Genomic DNA, 18,149 nt, shown 5'->3' with positions numbered 1-18,149 from the left:
GAAGCACCTAGATTATGCTTACCTCTGCGGCTACCACCTTGTTCAACAAGATGAGTCAGCTTCGCAATATCATCTAACCATGATACAGAGCCAGATGATTTACCATTTACACCACGTGCTAAAGTGTTACGTGGACGCAATGTCGAACCATTTGTCCCTACACCACCACCGCGGCTCATAATTTCCATTACTTGCTTACGGTGATCACTAATTCCTTCACGTGAATCTGCTACAAATGGCATTACGTAACAGTTGAAGAACGTTACATCTGTTTCAGATCCTGCTCCGTAAATAACTCGTCCAGCTGGAATGAATTTTAATGATACTAACTGCTCATAAAATTTCTCAAACCATTCTTGGCGTTTCTCTGGTGTTTTTTCAACAGAAGCAAGTCCTGTTGCATTTCGTTTTGCGATTTGTTCATAAAATATTTCAAGAGGCTTTTCTAGCACGTCAATTGAACGCGTAATCACACCCGTTTCTTGCTCTTTCGGATCATCTAAAGCACTACGGTAATCTTCCTCAATCAAAATTTCTGCTGTTTTTGTAGACATATCAAGCTTTTGGATTGTCCCTAAACCACGTGCAGGGAATTTTGGATCTGACTTCACTGTTAATACGACGAAATCACCGGCTTTTAACGTTTTCTTCTCCGTATCCTTAAACGAGTAGCGATCGATCATCACAAGTCTAGATACACCTTTATGCGTTATGTGCATATTAGGTGTTACAGGATGAACCTGTGGAAATTGTTCAATATCTTTGTTTAACTGTTCAAATTTGTTTACTTCGGGTTGATGATTTGTAAGTACCATCGTTTTGCCTCCCTTGTTTTCTGCATTACAATAATAAATACACAATATCATGTGTCGTTAAACACTACATATTGTGTATGTTTCTTTAAAAAAGATACTATATATAGTTTTTTAATTCAACTCTTGCAATTTCGAATAGAATCCGAACTGCTTGTTATTACAAGGGTTGAACGATAAAAAAATATTTTTCTTATACCATTTTTTATTTTTTGAAGTTCCAATCATCACATGCATATTTTTTTTCTTCTAGTGCATGTACATATTCTAATTGCTCCTCAGAAAGTGTAAATGGTTTTAAATCAATTTGCAACGATTTTGCAAAACCATCACGAAAAGCTGTCACACATTGTTCAATAGTCACTGGTTCTTTGACAAGGTTATTGATAGCAACCGCTTTCTCTGGCATCTTTCTACGCATGCGGTCCTTCGCTTCTTCACTTGAAAAATTGAAAACAGACAATAATTTCTCCTGATCTAAATCAAGTAAAATAGCTCCGTGCTGTAAAATAACACCTTTTTGACGAGTTTGTGCACTACCCGCTACTTTTTTACCTTCTACAACAAGCTCATACCAGCTTGGCGCATCAAAGCAAACTGCGCTTTTTGGTTTCTTTAAGTCTGCTCTTTGTTCTTCTGTATCAGGTACACTAAAATAAGCATCCATACCTAGATTATGAAAACCTTTCAATATACCTTCACTTAACACTCTATACGCCTCTGTCACTGATTCAGGCATATTTGGATAGCTTTCTGAAACAATGACACTATATGTCAATTCATGTTCATGTAAAACAGCTCTACCACCTGTTGGACGACGAACAAAGCCTAGTCCTTGTTCTCGTACCGCTTCTAGATTAATATCTCTTTTCGCCTGCTGGAAATAGCCAATCGAAAGTGTTGCTGGCTCCCACTCATAAAAACGAATAACTGGTGGAATTAAACCTTCACTATGCCAATCAAGTAATGCTTCATCTAATGCCATATTAAAAGAAGGGCTACATTTCCCTGAATTTAGAAAATACCAAGTTGTCATATTTTCATCTCCTACAAATATTTAATTAAACTTTAGCGAAAGTGTACAAAATAAGTCACCTTATATATGGCATTCATTTTAACAAATGTTATCCAATTCTTTGTTATGAGCCAAAAATAATGCTTCTCAAAATTTTGACACCGTGCGTTAAGTTCTATTCTTTATGAAAGTATCCACCACCCTAATCCAAGAAAATAGTGGAAAGATACTGTGACAGTTCACTAATAAAATCCATATAAATAGAGATAAATTAATTCTAGCCACAATCTAATTTATTTTATCAAACTCATTGGACTATCGCTAGCGCATCTTTTATAATAATAAAGAAGATAGAAAGGGGTAAGAAATTTTGTTGAACATACTTATCACAATCGGTGTTATTTTAGTAGTTGTAATTGCTTATATCGGCATTAACGCCCTACGACTAAAAAAAGCCGTAACAAACCTAACACAAGAACAATTTATTGAAGGCTATCGTAAAGCACAGCTTATCGACGTACGTGAACAAAAAGAATTTGATGCTGGTCACATCCTTGGTGCACGCAATGTTCCTTCAACTACTCTACGTCAACGTCACAAAGAAATCCGCCCAGATTTACCAGTATATTTATACTGTCAAAATACAGGCCGTAGCTCACGTGCTGCTTTATTTCTTAAAAAACGTGGCTACAACCAAATTTACCAACTTCAAGGAGGCTTCCGTACTTGGACAGGTAAAATAAAGTCCAAAAAACAAAATTAAAAAATCAATAAGACATTAGTGACTAATATAAATAAATCTACTCACGGAAACAAAGTAAATTTATCTATATTTACCTATATCACATTGTTTAAACAAAAAGAAACCATCTCAAATGACTATGAGATGGTTTACTTTTTGCAAAAAATTCTGAGTTTCTACTATATTATATATTTTGTTTAATGTCTGACAAGTTAGTTGGAGTAAGTTAAAGCAACGAAAGATACATACTCTCTTTCACATTCCTTTACCAAAATGCGAGCCGCTTCCTAAGCTAGTTCCAATTTTCATCTCTTCCAACTCCATATACCGCGAATTAAAACATTATCCTTAAATTTACATATGTCTAAAAATACTATTTTTCGTAAAGTATTTACCTAGATGAACTCCATTCTTCTTTTTTTCTGAAAATGTCTGAAATTTATCCTTGAATAATTAAGTAGGCACTGATAGGATTTATAATATCTTAAAATAATGTCATACAGACATACAATATAAGCTATGAATGCTATGGATAACACTATAGCAGGAGCAGTTCTGGAGAGAGCGCATTTTGCGTCGCCGAAGGGTTCACTATCTCAGGCAAAAGGACAGAGGAGTAATATCAACTTTCAACATGAAAGCTATACCACACGAATGTTTTCTTTTTTTACATACAACATCCGCAATTGGTATTTGTTATTCTGTCATTTACGAGACTAGTGTCACTACTAGTCTCTTTTTTTATTTTCCAGTCATAGTTTTTACGTATCTTTGAGGGGGATTAACGTGGAACAACAACAATTAAAACGTGAATTAAAAAATCGCCATGTGCAGCTCATAGCGATTGGCGGAACAATCGGTACTGGTTTATTTTTAGGATCAGGTAAAGCCATTGCTTTAGCGGGACCTTCCATTATCTTTGCTTATCTCATTGTCGGAACCGCCTTATTTTTTGTTATGCGGGCATTAGGTGAACTATTATTATCGAATGCTGGCTATACATCGTTTACTGATTTTGCATCCGAATACATAGGACCTTGGGCAGGTTACATCACTGGCTGGACATACTGGTTCTGCTGGATCATGACCGCTATGGCAGATATTATTGCTGTCGGCGTTTATGTACAATATTGGTTTGATATACCACAATGGGTGCCTGCAATTGGCTGTTTAGTACTGTTATTAATATTGAATTTATTAACTGTAAAACTATTTGGCGAACTAGAATTTTGGTTTGCACTTATAAAAGTCATTACAATTGTGGCACTGATTGTGATTGGAGTATTCATGTTATTTACAGGTTTTCAAACAAGCTCTGGCACAGTTTCTGTTGAAAATCTTTGGGCACATGGCGGGTTATTCCCGAACGGCTTACACGGTTTCCTAATGGCATTCCAAATGGTTGTTTTCGCATTTGTTGGTGTCGAATTAGTAGGAGTTTCTGCTGCAGAAACGGCCAATCCTAAAAAAAATATTCCTTCGGCCATTAATAAAATTCCATTACGCATTTTATTATTCTACGTAGGGGCATTATTTGTTATTTTATGCATTAATCCTTGGAATGAAATGTCTGCCTCTAGTAGTCCATTTGTACAAGTATTTACACTAGCTGGTATTCCAATTGCTGCAGGTATTATTAATTTTGTCGTACTTACATCTGCCGCTTCTGCCGGTAATAGTGGTTTATTTTCTACTAGCCGCATGCTTTTTAATCTTGGGAACAACAAGCAAGCTTCGCCAAAGTTTGCAAAGCTCAATAAAAACAGTGTGCCAAGTAACGCACTCGTTGTTTCTGCAATTGTAGTTTCCGCTGGTGCATTACTAAGTAAATTAATGCCTGAAAACGCCTTTAGTGTTGTTACAACGATTAGTGCTATTTGCTTTATATGGGTATGGAGTATTATATTAATCTCTCATATCATTTATAAACGTAAAAATCGCGCACTTCATGAAGCATCGATTTTCAAGGCACCTTTTACTCCGTTCGTGAACTATTTAGTACTTGCCTTCTTTGCTTTTCTATTAGTAGTCATGTTCATTTCAGAGGCAACACGCACCGCATTACTGTTAACACCAATTTGGTTTATCATACTAATGATTATTTATAAAATGAAAAGAAAGAACTAATACGGTAAAATGAATTGTCCCGGATAGTGACACTTTTAAAGAAAGTGTACCTATTCAGGGCTTTATTTATTGTGCGAAAGCGAAGTAAAATCACAAAAAAGATGACTTCGTCCATTTACGAAGTCATCTTTCATATTGATTAAAAAATATTCATATTCCACTCGGTAGCAATATGCTTGAGTAAATTCACTCCGGCTACACTGTTCCCAATGTCATCAATTGCTGGTCCATAAATGCCTATACCACAGCCGGTAGGAAAAGGTGAATCTAAGCCTGCGTGACTTGGTACAGCCGCCAAAATTGCCCCAGAGACACCACTTTTAGCGGGTAATCCTATAAATGCCGCAAATTTCCCAGAAGCATTATACATACCGCAAGTAACCATCAATGCCTTCGCTAATTTTGCTACTTGTTTAGGGAAGAGCTGTTTATTTAAATGAGGATGATAGCCATCATTGGCAATGACTAAACCAATCATTGCCAAATCCGAAACATTTACTTCAATAGCACATTGTTTCAAATATACTTCTAATGCTTCTTCTACAGGACAATTTAAAAAGCCCGAATCCATTAAATAATAGGCTAATGAACGGTTTCGATTTGCAGTTTGCCACTCAGATTGATAAACCTCTTCATTAACCTTTAATTCCTTGCCAACGATTTGTTCTAAAAATTGAAGGATTTTTGAAACCTTCTCTTGCGGAGAATTTCCATCAAGCATAGAGGATACTGTAATTGCACCTGCATTAATCATTGGATTAAAAGGTTTTCCAGGTTGATGGCTCTCTAGACGAATAATTGAATTGAAGGTGTCACCTGTAGGTTCAACATCTACTCGTTCTAAAACATAAGGTAACCCTCGTTCCATACACGCTAAAATAAATGTAACGACTTTTGAAACACTTTGCAGGGTAAATAGTTCAGTTGTCTCTCCGGCTTTCATTTCCTCATTATTAGTACCGATAATCGAAATCGCTAATTGATTTGGATCTTTTTCCGCTAAAGCAGGAATATAGCTTGCGCATTGTCCCTCTTTAGCATAAGGACGAAACATTTTCACCCATTCTGCCGCAAGCTGATTATTATGATTGATATGTTCTGTCGGCATTTTGTGATCTCCTTTCAAAAAATGGCATTTTTACGCCATAACTACTCAATAAATACACTTTACTAAGAAAAAAACTTAATAATAGGCAAAAACAGAGTCTCCATAGTTTACCCTACGAAGACTCTATTTGGTATAACTTTTTAAAGACTTTTTAAAGTTTTCGAGGCTTAGCCTTCTGGAATTAGCAAAACATAAGTCTCCCCATCCAGACGTTCCTACCACTCTTTTTTAGCTTCTTCAATAAGTGCTGGATTGTCAATTAAATCAACAGCAGTCTATTTCATAAGTTGGTATTCCTAAATCACTAAGTATGTCACCTCTGCATATGGTTGAACGACATTTGGAGACGATCCTGCTATGTTTGTAATCGCATAATGCACGCGTGCTTCTGGAATGATATGTTCATGTAAATAGTTTACCCAACATTCATGAGTTCAACTGCATCTAATACACTTCTTCCTAAATGTGGTGTGGCTGCTTCTCGGTAAGCTTAAAAGTAGCTGCATAGTTTGCTAGAGAGGTGTAAGTCAAAACAGATGTAGAAGTACCCGGATGATAAGATATTGCATCATTGACATCATCAAAAATACCAGCTGTCGCCATATAAGCTTTACCTGAACCATTTTCCTCTCTCCAATCAACTTATCCACATGACATCCTTTTTAACATAATGTCATCCAACTTATGAATTTCATCGGAACACTTTTTTGTTTTATCAACCAACTTTTGAATTTTATCTACTAACTTTCACGTTTTATCACCCAACTTTTAATTTTTATCGACATCCACCTTCCAGGCACACACACTAAAACCCCGAATAAATTCGTTATTCGGGGTTTTGGTTTAAACTATTTTTTATAAATCGTTTGCATACATTTTATTATATAAAATTTCTAATTTTTTCGAGAGCTTACCGTAAGCAGTTTGCCAAGTTTTACGAGCTGCTGCATTCTCTTCTGTCGAAGGTACATAAAGAGCATGTACATCGGCTACCTTTTTCAAATCACTCTCGGCCTGTGTTAGCTTAGAATAATTTTTTACGATGCTCTTTTCTGAAGCACTAAGGCCATCATATGCTGTACGAATTTCTTTTACTTTAGTCTCCAAATCATCAATATATTCACCATTTACAAGGAGTGAATTAATTGATTCTACTAACTTCAAAGCACTTTCATTAGACTGTTGTTGACCTTGATCCTTATCGATAATGGATTGTCGTATTTCTGGACTGACTAAACTCATTTGTTTTGATGTTAGCTTATAAAAAGCTTTAATGACAGTTGTTGGGTTATTAGTAAATGATTTTTCATACGTCTTCATAAATGATTCTACTTTTTTCACATCGGAAACCGCTGTTGTTAAGATAGACGCATTCGTAATACGTTTTTTATCACTAGAGCTCAGCTTATTATATTGCGTTGAAAGCTCATTAATTTTTTCTATTGAAACTGTATACGTATCATTTGAGACAATTTTTGCAATTTCATTATTTAACTTTGTGATATCTGGTGCATTAACATCTTCTAAACGATGGTTAAGCAAGTCTTCATATTGCTGTTTTGCTAGAAACTGTTGATTTGCAGGTAGCTTTGCATAAGCAGTTTGTACTGTTTGAATTTTTTTCGCTTGTTTCGTAGCATCTGTTTCTTCTCTTGCAGTTTGCACTTTTTTATGGAATGACTTAACACCAGAAAGATCTTTACTAGCCGCTGTTAATAAATAATAGTTTGTTACGTACTTTCGTCCAGCGGAAGATAAGTTTTTATATTTTGTTGTTGCTGCATTAACAGCACTTTCGAATTGGGTAAACGTATATTTCGTTACATCAGTAAGCTTATCAACATCCGTCTTTAAAGCCAATGCAGCAGCTTTATCAGCAGGTTCCTTACCATTTAAATCAACCGTAATAGTCGGGGTATTTAATAAAAAATCGTTTGCATTATAAACAAGTGATTGTTGTAGACTAGTTAACTTATTATAAGCTTTCAATACATTAGTGTAATTAGTTTTCAACTTACTTTCAGCTACCCCTGGCGTTACTGATAGCTTTTGATAGGCGTCCATGTCCTTAATAATTTTTTCAGCTGCTTTAAAATCCTTTTGCAGGGTTACCATGCTATCATATCCGACAATTTTAGCCGCTGAATTTTTCGTTAAGCCCTTATATTCATTAATAATACGGTTTACATTATTAACATGACTTTGCCAAGAAGTTACTGACGGATCAATTGGGTAACTGTCATCCACATCGCCTACATAATTGTCAATCTCGATATTTAATCTGTCAATTTGACTGTTTTCTGCGTTTTCTGCTTGAAGTAATGTACTAATATATTTTGCTGGTACAAGTTGAAGTTGTTTATAAGTTAACTTTTCATAAGACGTACGAATTGATTTTGCTGTTGTCACCTGTTTGCTAGGCGAATCATTTTGTGACAGCTTATCGAAAAGTTTAATAAATTGTTCAATCTTTTTAATATCCGACTTAGCATCACTTAAAATTGTTTGATTTTGAACAGTTGCTCGGTAAGTTTGAGATAATTTTGCTATATCCTTTTCAATTGTTTCAACTGCTGTTTGTAAAGATTCTATGCTAGTAGGTACATACGTAACAAAAGAATTTTTATATGCTAACAATTCTACAATTGCCTGATTTAGTCTTCTAACTTCTTTAAATTCTTCGATATGTGACGGATCTATCAAAATGTTTTTAATACTATTGTATAAAGCATCATTTATATCTAAACTACGTTGTAATAAATCAAACTTATCATAGGACTCATCGATTTCTTTTAAATATTTCGGTAGGTCTTTTTCATTAACCTCTTTTACCTTATCTACTTTCTCATTTAACTTGCTAATTAAATCTACATCTGCAGCTGCTCTCTTTAATACGTCATAATTTGTCACATTCGCCTTTGCTGCAGTTGATAGTGCCTGATATTTACTTTCTAATGCCGTTACTTCTGCTTTAAAAGATTCTAAACTTTTTACATTATATTTGTTGTCATTTATTAATAAAGTTTTTATTTCCTTAATCATTGACTCAGATGGTTCGTTAGATACTGTTACCACACTAGAAAACTCAGATTCTACGAAAGCAGTTCCTACCTTTGCCTTTACATTAACCATTATATCTGTGATGCCAATACTTAAAGCATTATTAGGAATTCGGTATGTGTCGTTAGTAGCTCCATCAATTATTGTGAAGGATTCACCTACTTTATAAAACCATTGATAGCTATATGTAATCTGACTGCTTTTCAACTTTGCTCCGGCATCATCGGTTACAATCGCACCTGCGACTTGTACCAATTCACCAGGTACTGCATAATTTGAACTACTATCAATTCTTGGCGCAGTTATTGAAAGTTTTAGTTCATTAATCGAACGGGGTTCACTCTTATACTTATCGCCATTTGTTGTAGTCGCTTCCACGAAAACTGCTTTGCCTGCCGCTTCTACTGGTATTGTAAATGACGCTGTTGTGGCACCAGAGATTGGTTTATTCGTTGAATCGTTAGAACCATCTACATAATACCACTGATAGCCTTTAACAATCGAATTTGCTGGTAAGTTTTCAATAGAAGCTTTTAAAGTTTCATTTACTGTATTTTGTCCTGTGATGGAAACTGTATTGGCTGCTGCTCCTGCAACTGCTGGTACAATAAGAGCTACTGGGATAGCTGCTGCTGTCAAAAATAATTTTTTATTCAAATTTTCATACCTCCTCTATCATCTATTGAATTATATCGGTTACATTTTTAATAATTCTCTTCATTTTATTGAATATTTCTAAAAAGTGTATTTCCTCCCTATTTCAATAACAAAAATAATAATATTTTGATTATCCATCGATTTCAATACTACTTTTATCCCCTTCCACATTTTCACAGCAAATGTCATTTACTTGAGTTAATGAGCTCCAAAACGACGAAACAAAAGAAATCATCGAATGAATTTGATCCAAAAAATTAACCTGAACAATATAGTAAGTAATGAGAATTAAGGAGCATAATAACCGTTTTACAATCCTGCAAAGAAGGTGTTTCCAGTTTCAAGAAATATATGTATAATACAACTATTATTAGGATATTAATAGGGAACAAGGAGCTTGATGGTATTATGGAAAATCTTTATGAACCTAGTTTAACAAACAATGAAGTAGACAGGACAAGAAGCTACGAGATTGGTAATCTATTTTTTGTTGCTATGTTTGGTGGTATTTTTGCCATTACCATACTAGGTATACAAAACGCTAAATGGCTAAAAATCGAGAAAAAATACATACAGTTGTTAACGATTATTAGTATTGTACTTATTATTGCGAAGCTTGCAATCGTTTACGCAATTGGTCAACAACTAATCCTCATAGATGAAAAGTATATTAAATTAGTTGGCCGACTATTTGGGGTTGCCTGTTTTTTCATTTTCTTCGTTTTTTTAGACGAGCCATATAAAGAACATTTAGCAGTAGATGGTGTTGCTGAATCATTATGGAAGCCAGGGTTTATCGCAATCATCTTCTCTGGCTTAATCGATGCTTTGATTACGTTATTCTTACTAGCACTATAGGAGGTATATTATGAGTGAATTCGAAGAATATGATGAATATGATGAATATGATGAATATGAAGAACCATCCTTTGAAGTTATCAATCATTATTTTAATATAGGGAAATATCCCCAAGTTATCGAGCTTATTAACGAGGAATTACAAGACAATATTGAAAATAGCGGGCTTTGGTATATGTTAGCTTACAGTAACTATGCAATAAATGAATTTGACGAAGCTGAAGAACAATTTCATGAAGCCATGAGATTAGGATTCGATGAGGAACTCATATTTTATTTTCTCGGCCATCTATACATGGAAACGGAGCGATGGCAAGAAGCAGAAAAAGCCTTTCTTGAATCACTTCGCTTAAATCCAAATAATGCAGAAACACATGCAAGCTATGCTGTTTTAATGAAACAAACAGGATATCGTAATAAATCAAAGTTATTAATCAATAAAGCATTAGAATTAGATCCAGAAAATTCATATGTGTTACGTAGAAACTTTATTTTACAAGGTGTACATGGAAGTAAAGAACAACAAATCCTTGCATTAGAACAATATATGAATTCAGCAGATAGTGAAGTTGCAAAATTGTTGCACCTTGGAATAAATGCCTCCTTCCGAAATAATGAAAAAGAAGCGAAAGAATATTACAGACAAGCCTTTCTTTTAAATCCTGAGGATCAAACACTACTATCTATATTAGAAGAGATGGAAATTACAACTCACCCTCTGCTAGCGCCTAATCGTTTTATGGAGCGTTTAGGGGGTCCCTCTATCATTTGGCTTGTAGGGATTGGGCTAACCTTTTTGTTACTAGCATTAGGGTTTGATAGTCTAGCCATGCTGTTTTTAAAATGCTATGTAGTACTTGCACTTTATACATGGATATCAGTTCCTTTGACAAAAGGGCTAAGAAAAATAAGGGGTTATCGATATGGATAAAATTAAATGGTTACAGCAAATGGTGGAACAAAGCCCAACTGACCCTCAAGCACATTACTGGCTTGGAAAAGAGCTTGCTGAAAACGATCGCTGGCTAGAAGCTGTACAATCGTATTCAACAGGAATTTCTCTCTGTACAGATGATACACTACGTATGGAAATTATTAATGAATTAACAAAAACGAGTATACAACTTCAGCAAACGAAGTCAATGGATATCCAATCACCAGTTATTCAGCAGAAAAGTCCTGATTTAGATGAAATGATTGAGACTACTGAAGACATTGCCGCTTCAGCAGAAGAATTGCTTGAAAGAGAAGTCAAAAGTGAAGAAACCGAGTCGGATCAATTAATAGACTTTACACCTAGGTTAAAAATTATTGATGGTAAAGCCCCTAAAACAGTAAAAAAAGGTAAGGAACAAATCACTTTTACAGATGTTGCTGGGCTTGATGACTTAAAAAAGACCATTACTTTACGTATTATTAGCCCATTTTATAACAAAGGTCTATTTGCTAAGTTTCGAAAAAAAGTTGGCGGCGGCGTTCTTCTCTATGGTCCCCCGGGTTGTGGAAAAACATTTATCGCCAAGGCAACCGCTGGTGAATGTAAGGCTAATTTCTATCCTGTTCATATTACAGACATATTAAATCGCTATATTGGAGAAAGTGAACAAAATTTAAAAGCTGCTTTTGATAAAGCGCGTTTTCAAAAGCCAAGTATTATGTTTTTTGATGAAGTAGACACGATTGGTATGAGTCGGTCTAAAGCTTCTGAATATACTCGAGGAATCATCGACACATTCCTTACAGAGTTAGAGGGAATTGATACAAGCACAGATGAAGTGCTTATTATGGCTGCTACAAATACCCCTTGGGATATCGATAATGCCTTAAAGCGCCCTGGTCGATTCGACCGTCTCATCTTTGTCGCTCCACCAGATAAAAAAGCGAGAGAGCAAATTTTTAAATTGAAGCTAGCGGGAAGATATGCTGAAGAAATAGATGTAGCAACACTAGCCGCTCAAACAGAATTTTTCTCAGGTGCAGACATTGAAAATATGATTGAATTAGCTACTGAAAATGTACTTGCTGAAATTTTAGCAACCGGTGATGAACGTCCAATCACAACTAATGATTTATTACACGTTTTAGAAGAGATACAACCATCTACATTAGATTGGTTACGTACTGCAAAAAACTACGTGAAATACGCAAATCAATCAGGGTTATACAATGATGTTGAAAAATATCTACGTACCCATGCTAAACGCATTTAAAGAATGACATCAAAGAGGCATCTCCATTGTTATTTGGGATGCCTCTTTCACATGTATGTTACTATCAATTATGCCTCGGCACAGGGTCTAGAACAGGCAATTCAATGGCGTTTAGTATATCTAAAAAATGGGTGCTGTTTTCATAATTCCAGTAGATATAATCTTCTTCTTGTTCAATTTGATAATTACCCTGTACTATCGTTTCAGAAATAAATAGTAGGAATTCTGATAATTGATTTGCTATCACATACTTTATTTCCTCATCACGCCCAAAATTGATGACTTGCCCTATTCGCCCTTTCTTATCTGGATCGAGATCTATGCCGATATTATTGCCACCAAAATCTTTACTAATAGGTATCCACTTACGATTGATACCCCTCTCTTTTATGTATCCAGTTGGGACGGAATAAGAAGCACCTTCCAATGCAAATTTCTCTTCTAGCTGTGCCCATACATGCCATTCCTGTAAAACATCATCTAATGGTAAAAACGGCATTCCAAAAAACAAACCCGGCCCATCTTCGTTCTCTCCATTATGCAAAAGATAAAGCTCCCTTAATTCATCAGGAAATTTAATACCCATCTTAATTTCAGCCTTCTGTATCTCTTCCTCAGAAGCTGGTGGATTTAAAAAAGGTGAAAATAATTGGTCTAATTGAACCTTTAATTTGTTCATTATCAACTGAATCATCGTCGTTTACCTCCTTTTTTAAATAGTTTCTTCATTTAAAGCGATTTTTATAAATTCAAACAGACCATCTGCATCAATTGTTCGATCTCCCCAATCATGCCAAAAATACAACACTTGACCCACTACTCCTTTTTCTGTTGGATCTGTATCAAGACAAAGATAATCGCCTCCACCATTTTCAGCAATCGGAATCCATTTTTCATTCCAAAGCGTTGGTTTTACCTCAACAGCATACTCTGTATCTGAAAGCAAATCATCTGGATCAAACTCCTCCTGTAGAAACTTCCAATTGTCAATAATTTCAGAAATGGGGGAAAGTGTTAAATTCCTAACAAAGGGCTGTACACCTTGCGACCAGACTTGCCCATTACATATACGATAAAAATTTTTCATCTCTTCTGGAAGAGTAATACCTAATGTAGTTTCGATTAGTTGAAATTCTTCAGCTGTTGCACCAGGCTGAAGGTTTAATGCTTCTATACCATTCACTTCTAACTTCGAATTTTTTTCAATTATACGATTCCATAGAATTTCAGCTTCACTTTTCACTTGTTATCCCTCTCATTTTAATTATTAATTGAATTCCTTAACACTAATCAATTATGCCCTGGCATAATTGCGTCCGGAGGATTTAGGCCGACACGATGTCCGTCACTCAGGCGTTTTCACAGGATGTGAAGTACTTAGCCTGAGTTCCTCTATTTCAGCGAGTTTGAATACCCGCTGAAAGAAGTTAAACACTTACTCTAATCTCGTTGTATTTTTCTTGCCTGATGAGTCGCTAAATCCGCATATCTTGTAGGGATTGGTAAACGGCTGTCTTTTTCAATAAAATGCATCGTTATATTAGTTGCCGTATCTAAATCAATCTCGTTACCACATGACACAAATATCGGTTTAACATCCTTTCTACTTCTTAGAGCACGACCATACACTTCCCCATCAATCACAATATCAGTAAACGCTCCAGTTATATTTTCCGGCATTATAAAATCTGTGTTCTCTATTTTATAATAAGTTTTAGCAACTCCAATTGTCGGTTTTTCCAAGAAAAATGAGGCATGTGTAGCAATGCCCATATGACGACTATGTAAATAACCATTTCCATCAAACATATAAATGTCTGGATCCGTTCTCAACTTTTTAACAGCCTCTAATACAAGAGGCAATTCACGAAAGGCTAAAAACCCAGAAATATATGGAATTGTGATTTCATTTATGTACTCAACTTGTTCAACGATTTTTTTGGAACTAAAATCAATAACTTGAATGCAACAAGCTCCATATTCTTTATTATTTTCGCCCCAATAGGCAATATCCACCCCTGCAACGAGCTGAATTTGATCATTAGAAAAATTGTTTTGTAGGGAAATACGCTTCCTCAATTCATTTTGTTGCGATGTATAATTCAGGATCATTTCTTCCATTTCCATGAAGATATCATCTCCTCTCTATATAAATATACTATCATGATACATAAATAACAGTGTTTGTTATAGGAAATATAGCAACCAAAAGCAAAAACCTCCAATCCATACACGTACCGTGAATGCTGCACAATACGAAAAGTACCGGAAAGTATCTTCGGTTTCACGCTAAGCGCATATAATAAATAAAATCAAAGAGGCATCTCAACTAATGATTTGGGATGCCTCTTTCTAAGTTTCAAAATATAATATTGATGCTCCATCTATTGCTTATGAAGCGTATAAGTTTTTTCATAACAATCGACGTACTGCACACGCTCTATTTCGCCTGATAATGAATAATAAAATATCAATCGTTCATAAATCATCTCGGTTAAAAAAGCCGTTTTCGTTGCGTCATGACTAAATGGTATAAGCTTAAATTTATATAAAGCTCCATACATCTTAGGGACTGTTAGATAAAGTTCTTCATTTTTAATTGAAATAGTAAGTACTTTATTTTCCATTAAATATTGCCCCACGATAGATTCTTTCTTTGTGAATGCTATCGGAACTCTAGGTGTTGGTGAAGATACATTTTTATCAAAAACAATCTTTGCAATCTCTCTACTTAAGTGCATGACAGGTGTAACATTCATATTACTTAAAAGGATAATCGTAACTTGGTCATCAACAAATCTAAGGAAATCACTTGAATAACCGCTAATATCTCCAAAATGATGCACACATTTTTTCCCCATTACTTCAGAGACCATCCAGCCACACGCATAGGAGCCAAGATTTGGAGTCAACATTTTCTCTGTTAATTCTTTGCGAAGTATTTTGGATGATGTTAATGCCTGATCCCAAATAAATAAGTCCTCTGTTGTTGAATATAAACCGTAGGAACCTAATGGGAATGACATATCCGCATAGGCTGAATGAATGGGTTCTTCCCAAAATGAATAACCAGAAGCTAAACCTGGAACAAGCTTCACCCCATCATCACAGCCTGTATGATACATACCTAATGGATGACATATATACTGCTGTATGTAATCTGCATAAGACATGTCTGAAACTTCTTCAATAATAGCCGTTAACAACGCATACGCTGAATTCGAATAGCCAAATTTACTACCAGGTTCAAACTCTAATTCCCTTTCTTTAAAGGAATCAATTAGTTGATCTAATGTTGATGGCAATCTCATTGTGCGAAACCAAAAATCAGGGGCATTTGTATAATTAGGTATTCCAGAACTATTAGTTAAACAATGAAATATTGTTATCTGTTGACCATTCGGATAATCTTGTAGATATTTTCCTACGCAATCATCAATATTCAATTTTTGCTTTTCATGCAATTGAAATATAGCCATCGCTGTAAATGCTTTCGTGAGCGACCCTATACGAAGTTTAGTTGTGGGTACATTGGGAATGCTATGCTCCCAATTCGCCATACCAAACCCTCTGTTTAAAAGAATATTCTCATTAGATGCAATTAATAAAGTACCATTCAAATAACCGTTTCGATTATAAGAATCTACCCAATTATTTAACCGTTCTTCTAATAGCATGTGAGTTTCTCCTTACTAAAATGAATAATCATTCTTTAAATTTTTTACCTGATGAGTTGCCAAATCCGCATATCTTGAAGTTCTATATACTTCAATGCAAAACCTCCCAATCCAACTCGCACTGTAATTTCTACACAATACGAGAAGATTAGGAGGTGTTTAAATGGTTCATATCTTTCTTTCTATTCATATATTATCCTCTACTAAGAGTTGGCTTTCTATTATAAGTATCGTAGTCATAGGAATGAGTATCATTTCCTTCATTTATCTTAATTCGAATGGACATTCCTTCTCCTACATTGGTATTGATAGAAAACTGACCATTAAAAGCATGTACCCTCTCTTGCATCCCCCTGATTCCCATTGAATCAGAAACAATAATTCCATCCATTTTGCATCCTACACCATCGTCTAAATAAATAATTTCAAAGCCATCGTCTGTTTCTAACAAATGAATTTCGACAGTGTTGGCATACGAATGTTTTAATGCATTGTTTAACAACTCTTGAAAAAGCCGATAAATCATCAAGTTTAAACGCTCATCTTCTAAATATAGACGATCGATTGTATAAACTAAAACAAAATTCGCACGCTTATGAACTTTTTGAATAAGCTTCTCAAGCGCAGCATTTAAGCCTAGTGTATCTAATAATGGTGGCTTCAAATTTTCACAGTAGCCTCTTAAATCATTCAACGATGCAATCATATGATCATGAATCTTAGTAAGGTTCACCTGAATATCTGTTGTCCTCTTCGCATGAATACATACATCCATTTCTCGAGCAATATGTAGCTGCTCTTGTAAAACCGTATCATGAAGCTCTTGAGCTAATTGATATTTTTCTTGTTCAAATCGTAGCCAAAGAAGCTTATTGAGCCATGGTAGCTGACTTTTATCAGCCTCTTTCATATGCTTTAACTGTTCTAATAGACCTTCCACCATTTTCGTATTTTCAATAAAATTATTTACATATAAAAGTAATAATTCAAGCCATAATAACTCCTCATCCTTTAAATAAATCGATTTATTATGGTCTACGACTAGTATTCTTTTATAATTTACATCTTGGTGGATAAAAGCTATATAAAAATGCTCCGTTTTCTTTATATCCCCCATGTGGAGATTCTCAAGTAATATTTCGTCCATTTGATTTTGAGTATAGTCTTTTGATGTACTTGTGGAAGTAACTTGATGTGTTTGCAAATCATAGGTTAATACGTAAACATGTTTAATCTCAAGGTGTAAAGCAATTTCTTGAACAAATTTATCTAGCAAGTCTTCAATCTTCACGACCCTACCTATACTATCAACTGTCGTATACAATCGATGGATATAATCCCCTTTTGTTGAAAAAAGAATTTTTCGCTTATGATAATCTATTTTCTCTTTAATATAGAAAAGTGCTATTAATGATAAGAAGGCAAAAAAGAATAATTCCGCCATTCTTGAAATAGACAAATCAGTAATTACATACAGACCTGCTAATAACCAAATCGTAAAAACAAATGAAAAATTAAAGTAATAGCGTAAACGGGTAATAAAGTATTCCATATCAAATATACGTTCAGTGAGCTGTGTACATATAAAGCTATATGGTATGAACATTAAAAATAAGGAGCATATTTCGGCAGAAAGTATATATTTATAGGAAATAATCTCAGGTATAGCAAACAAAAAAAGGAATGGTAAGAATGGGATAATAATACTTAGTAAAAAAATTTTCAATTGAGGGGTCTTATATTTTGAATAACCTATCCCTAAAATACAAAGAATTATTATTAATAAAATAAAAAATAACCACAAGGTAAAATTAGAGAATAAAGTATTTGTAGATGGGAAGATGATACTAAAAATACTAAGAACAAAAAAAATAAAAGGTCAG

General features: G+C 34.8%; 12 protein-coding genes, 3 pseudogenes and 1 riboswitch. Of the genes and pseudogenes, 5 read left to right on the top strand and 10 right to left on the bottom strand.

The genetic code is table 11. The annotated features are described in order from the left end of the window. Nucleotides 1-20: 20 nt before the first annotated feature. Both ACMZ42_RS16800 and ACMZ42_RS16795 read right to left on the bottom strand, forming a co-directional pair. Nucleotides 21-815: pseudogene (locus ACMZ42_RS16800) on the bottom strand (ribonucleotide reductase N-terminal alpha domain-containing protein); the annotation flags it as partial. A gap of 202 nt (nucleotides 816-1,017) precedes the next feature. Beyond that, nucleotides 1,018-1,848 carry a biotin/lipoate A/B protein ligase family protein gene (locus ACMZ42_RS16795; RefSeq protein ID WP_402874690.1) on the bottom strand — a complete coding sequence of 277 codons (831 nt, stop codon included), beginning with the start codon at nucleotides 1,846-1,848 and terminating at the stop codon, nucleotides 1,018-1,020. 352 nt (nucleotides 1,849-2,200) lie between these two features. Here ACMZ42_RS16795 and ACMZ42_RS16790 point away from each other — a divergent pair, with 352 nt between their 5' ends. Beyond that, nucleotides 2,201-2,590 carry a rhodanese-like domain-containing protein gene (locus ACMZ42_RS16790; protein ID WP_132357268.1) on the top strand — a complete coding sequence of 130 codons (390 nt, stop codon included), beginning with the start codon at nucleotides 2,201-2,203 and terminating at the stop codon, nucleotides 2,588-2,590. Nucleotides 2,591-3,114: 524 nt separating this feature from the next. Then, a riboswitch (glycine riboswitch) is annotated at nucleotides 3,115-3,191 on the top strand. 164 nt (nucleotides 3,192-3,355) lie between these two features. After that, complete coding sequence (locus tag ACMZ42_RS16785; protein WP_415732102.1) at nucleotides 3,356-4,696, top strand: amino acid permease; 1,341 nt, start codon at nucleotides 3,356-3,358, stop codon at nucleotides 4,694-4,696. A gap of 139 nt (nucleotides 4,697-4,835) precedes the next feature. Here ACMZ42_RS16785 and ACMZ42_RS16780 read toward each other — a convergent pair whose 3' ends face one another. The 3 genes and pseudogenes from ACMZ42_RS16780 to ACMZ42_RS16770 form a co-directional block, all read right to left on the bottom strand. Beyond that, nucleotides 4,836-5,804, bottom strand: a complete 969-nt coding sequence (locus ACMZ42_RS16780) for a glutaminase (RefSeq protein ID WP_415732101.1) — start codon at nucleotides 5,802-5,804, stop codon at nucleotides 4,836-4,838. 302 nt (nucleotides 5,805-6,106) lie between these two features. Continuing rightward, nucleotides 6,107-6,434 (bottom strand): annotated as a pseudogene (locus ACMZ42_RS16775) (amidohydrolase); the annotation flags it as partial. A gap of 225 nt (nucleotides 6,435-6,659) precedes the next feature. Beyond that, the gene (locus ACMZ42_RS16770) at nucleotides 6,660-9,521 is read right to left on the bottom strand and encodes a hypothetical protein (RefSeq protein ID WP_415732100.1); all 2,862 of its coding nucleotides are present in this window, start codon (nucleotides 9,519-9,521) and stop codon (nucleotides 6,660-6,662) included. A gap of 408 nt (nucleotides 9,522-9,929) precedes the next feature. Between ACMZ42_RS16770 and ACMZ42_RS16765 the strand changes: the two genes are divergently transcribed. The 3 genes from ACMZ42_RS16765 to ACMZ42_RS16755 are packed head-to-tail and all read left to right on the top strand — an operon-like array spanning nucleotide 9,930 to nucleotide 12,589. After that, the gene (locus ACMZ42_RS16765; RefSeq protein WP_370079816.1) at nucleotides 9,930-10,379 is read left to right on the top strand and encodes a hypothetical protein; all 450 of its coding nucleotides are present in this window, start codon (nucleotides 9,930-9,932) and stop codon (nucleotides 10,377-10,379) included. 10 nt (nucleotides 10,380-10,389) lie between these two features. Beyond that, on the top strand, nucleotides 10,390-11,310 hold the full coding sequence (locus ACMZ42_RS16760) for a tetratricopeptide repeat protein (RefSeq protein ID WP_415732099.1): 921 nt from the start codon (nucleotides 10,390-10,392) through the stop codon (nucleotides 11,308-11,310). After that, nucleotides 11,303-12,589, top strand: a complete 1,287-nt coding sequence (locus ACMZ42_RS16755; protein WP_415732098.1) for an AAA family ATPase — start codon at nucleotides 11,303-11,305, stop codon at nucleotides 12,587-12,589. The genes ACMZ42_RS16760 and ACMZ42_RS16755 overlap by 8 nt, the downstream gene beginning before the upstream one ends. An 82-nt stretch (nucleotides 12,590-12,671) precedes the next feature. Here ACMZ42_RS16755 and ACMZ42_RS16750 read toward each other — a convergent pair. From ACMZ42_RS16750 to ACMZ42_RS16730, 5 genes and pseudogenes are all read right to left on the bottom strand, one after another. Further along, nucleotides 12,672-13,283 (bottom strand): annotated as a pseudogene (locus tag ACMZ42_RS16750) (SMI1/KNR4 family protein); the annotation flags it as partial. A gap of 18 nt (nucleotides 13,284-13,301) precedes the next feature. After that, entirely contained in the window at nucleotides 13,302-13,832 is a 531-nt protein-coding gene (locus ACMZ42_RS16745) for an SMI1/KNR4 family protein (protein ID WP_402874701.1), read from the bottom strand. Between the two features lie 197 nt (nucleotides 13,833-14,029). Then, nucleotides 14,030-14,716, bottom strand: coding sequence for an endonuclease V (locus ACMZ42_RS16740; RefSeq protein ID WP_415732097.1), 687 nt, complete (start codon nucleotides 14,714-14,716; stop codon nucleotides 14,030-14,032). A gap of 257 nt (nucleotides 14,717-14,973) precedes the next feature. After that, the gene (locus ACMZ42_RS16735) at nucleotides 14,974-16,266 is read right to left on the bottom strand and encodes a serine hydrolase domain-containing protein (protein ID WP_415732096.1); all 1,293 of its coding nucleotides are present in this window, start codon (nucleotides 16,264-16,266) and stop codon (nucleotides 14,974-14,976) included. A gap of 193 nt (nucleotides 16,267-16,459) precedes the next feature. Then, on the bottom strand, nucleotides 16,460-17,992 hold the full coding sequence (locus tag ACMZ42_RS16730) for a sensor histidine kinase (protein WP_415732095.1): 1,533 nt from the start codon (nucleotides 17,990-17,992) through the stop codon (nucleotides 16,460-16,462). Between the last annotated feature and the right edge of the window lie 157 nt (nucleotides 17,993-18,149).

Source organism: Lysinibacillus sp. NPDC056185 (assembly GCF_047737915.1).
Taxonomy (GTDB): Bacteria; Bacillota; Bacilli; order Bacillales_A; family Planococcaceae; genus Lysinibacillus.
This window is presented reverse-complemented; position numbering and strand designations above follow the sequence as displayed.

What these genes read in the sequence shown, in the direction of transcription:
- ACMZ42_RS16760 (WP_415732099.1), top strand. Translation starts at nt 10,390, where the DNA reads ATGAGTGAATTCGAAGAATATGATGAATATGATGAATATGATGAATAT.
- ACMZ42_RS16780 (WP_415732101.1), bottom strand. Translation starts at nt 5,804, where the DNA reads ATGCCGACAGAACATATCAATCATAATAATCAGCTTGCGGCAGAATGG.
- ACMZ42_RS16755 (WP_415732098.1), top strand. Translation starts at nt 11,303, where the DNA reads ATGGATAAAATTAAATGGTTACAGCAAATGGTGGAACAAAGCCCAACT.
- ACMZ42_RS16740 (WP_415732097.1), bottom strand. Translation starts at nt 14,716, where the DNA reads ATGGAAATGGAAGAAATGATCCTGAATTATACATCGCAACAAAATGAA.
- ACMZ42_RS16795 (WP_402874690.1), bottom strand. Translation starts at nt 1,848, where the DNA reads ATGACAACTTGGTATTTTCTAAATTCAGGGAAATGTAGCCCTTCTTTT.
- ACMZ42_RS16735 (WP_415732096.1), bottom strand. Translation starts at nt 16,266, where the DNA reads ATGCTATTAGAAGAACGGTTAAATAATTGGGTAGATTCTTATAATCGA.
- ACMZ42_RS16765 (WP_370079816.1), top strand. Translation starts at nt 9,930, where the DNA reads ATGGAAAATCTTTATGAACCTAGTTTAACAAACAATGAAGTAGACAGG.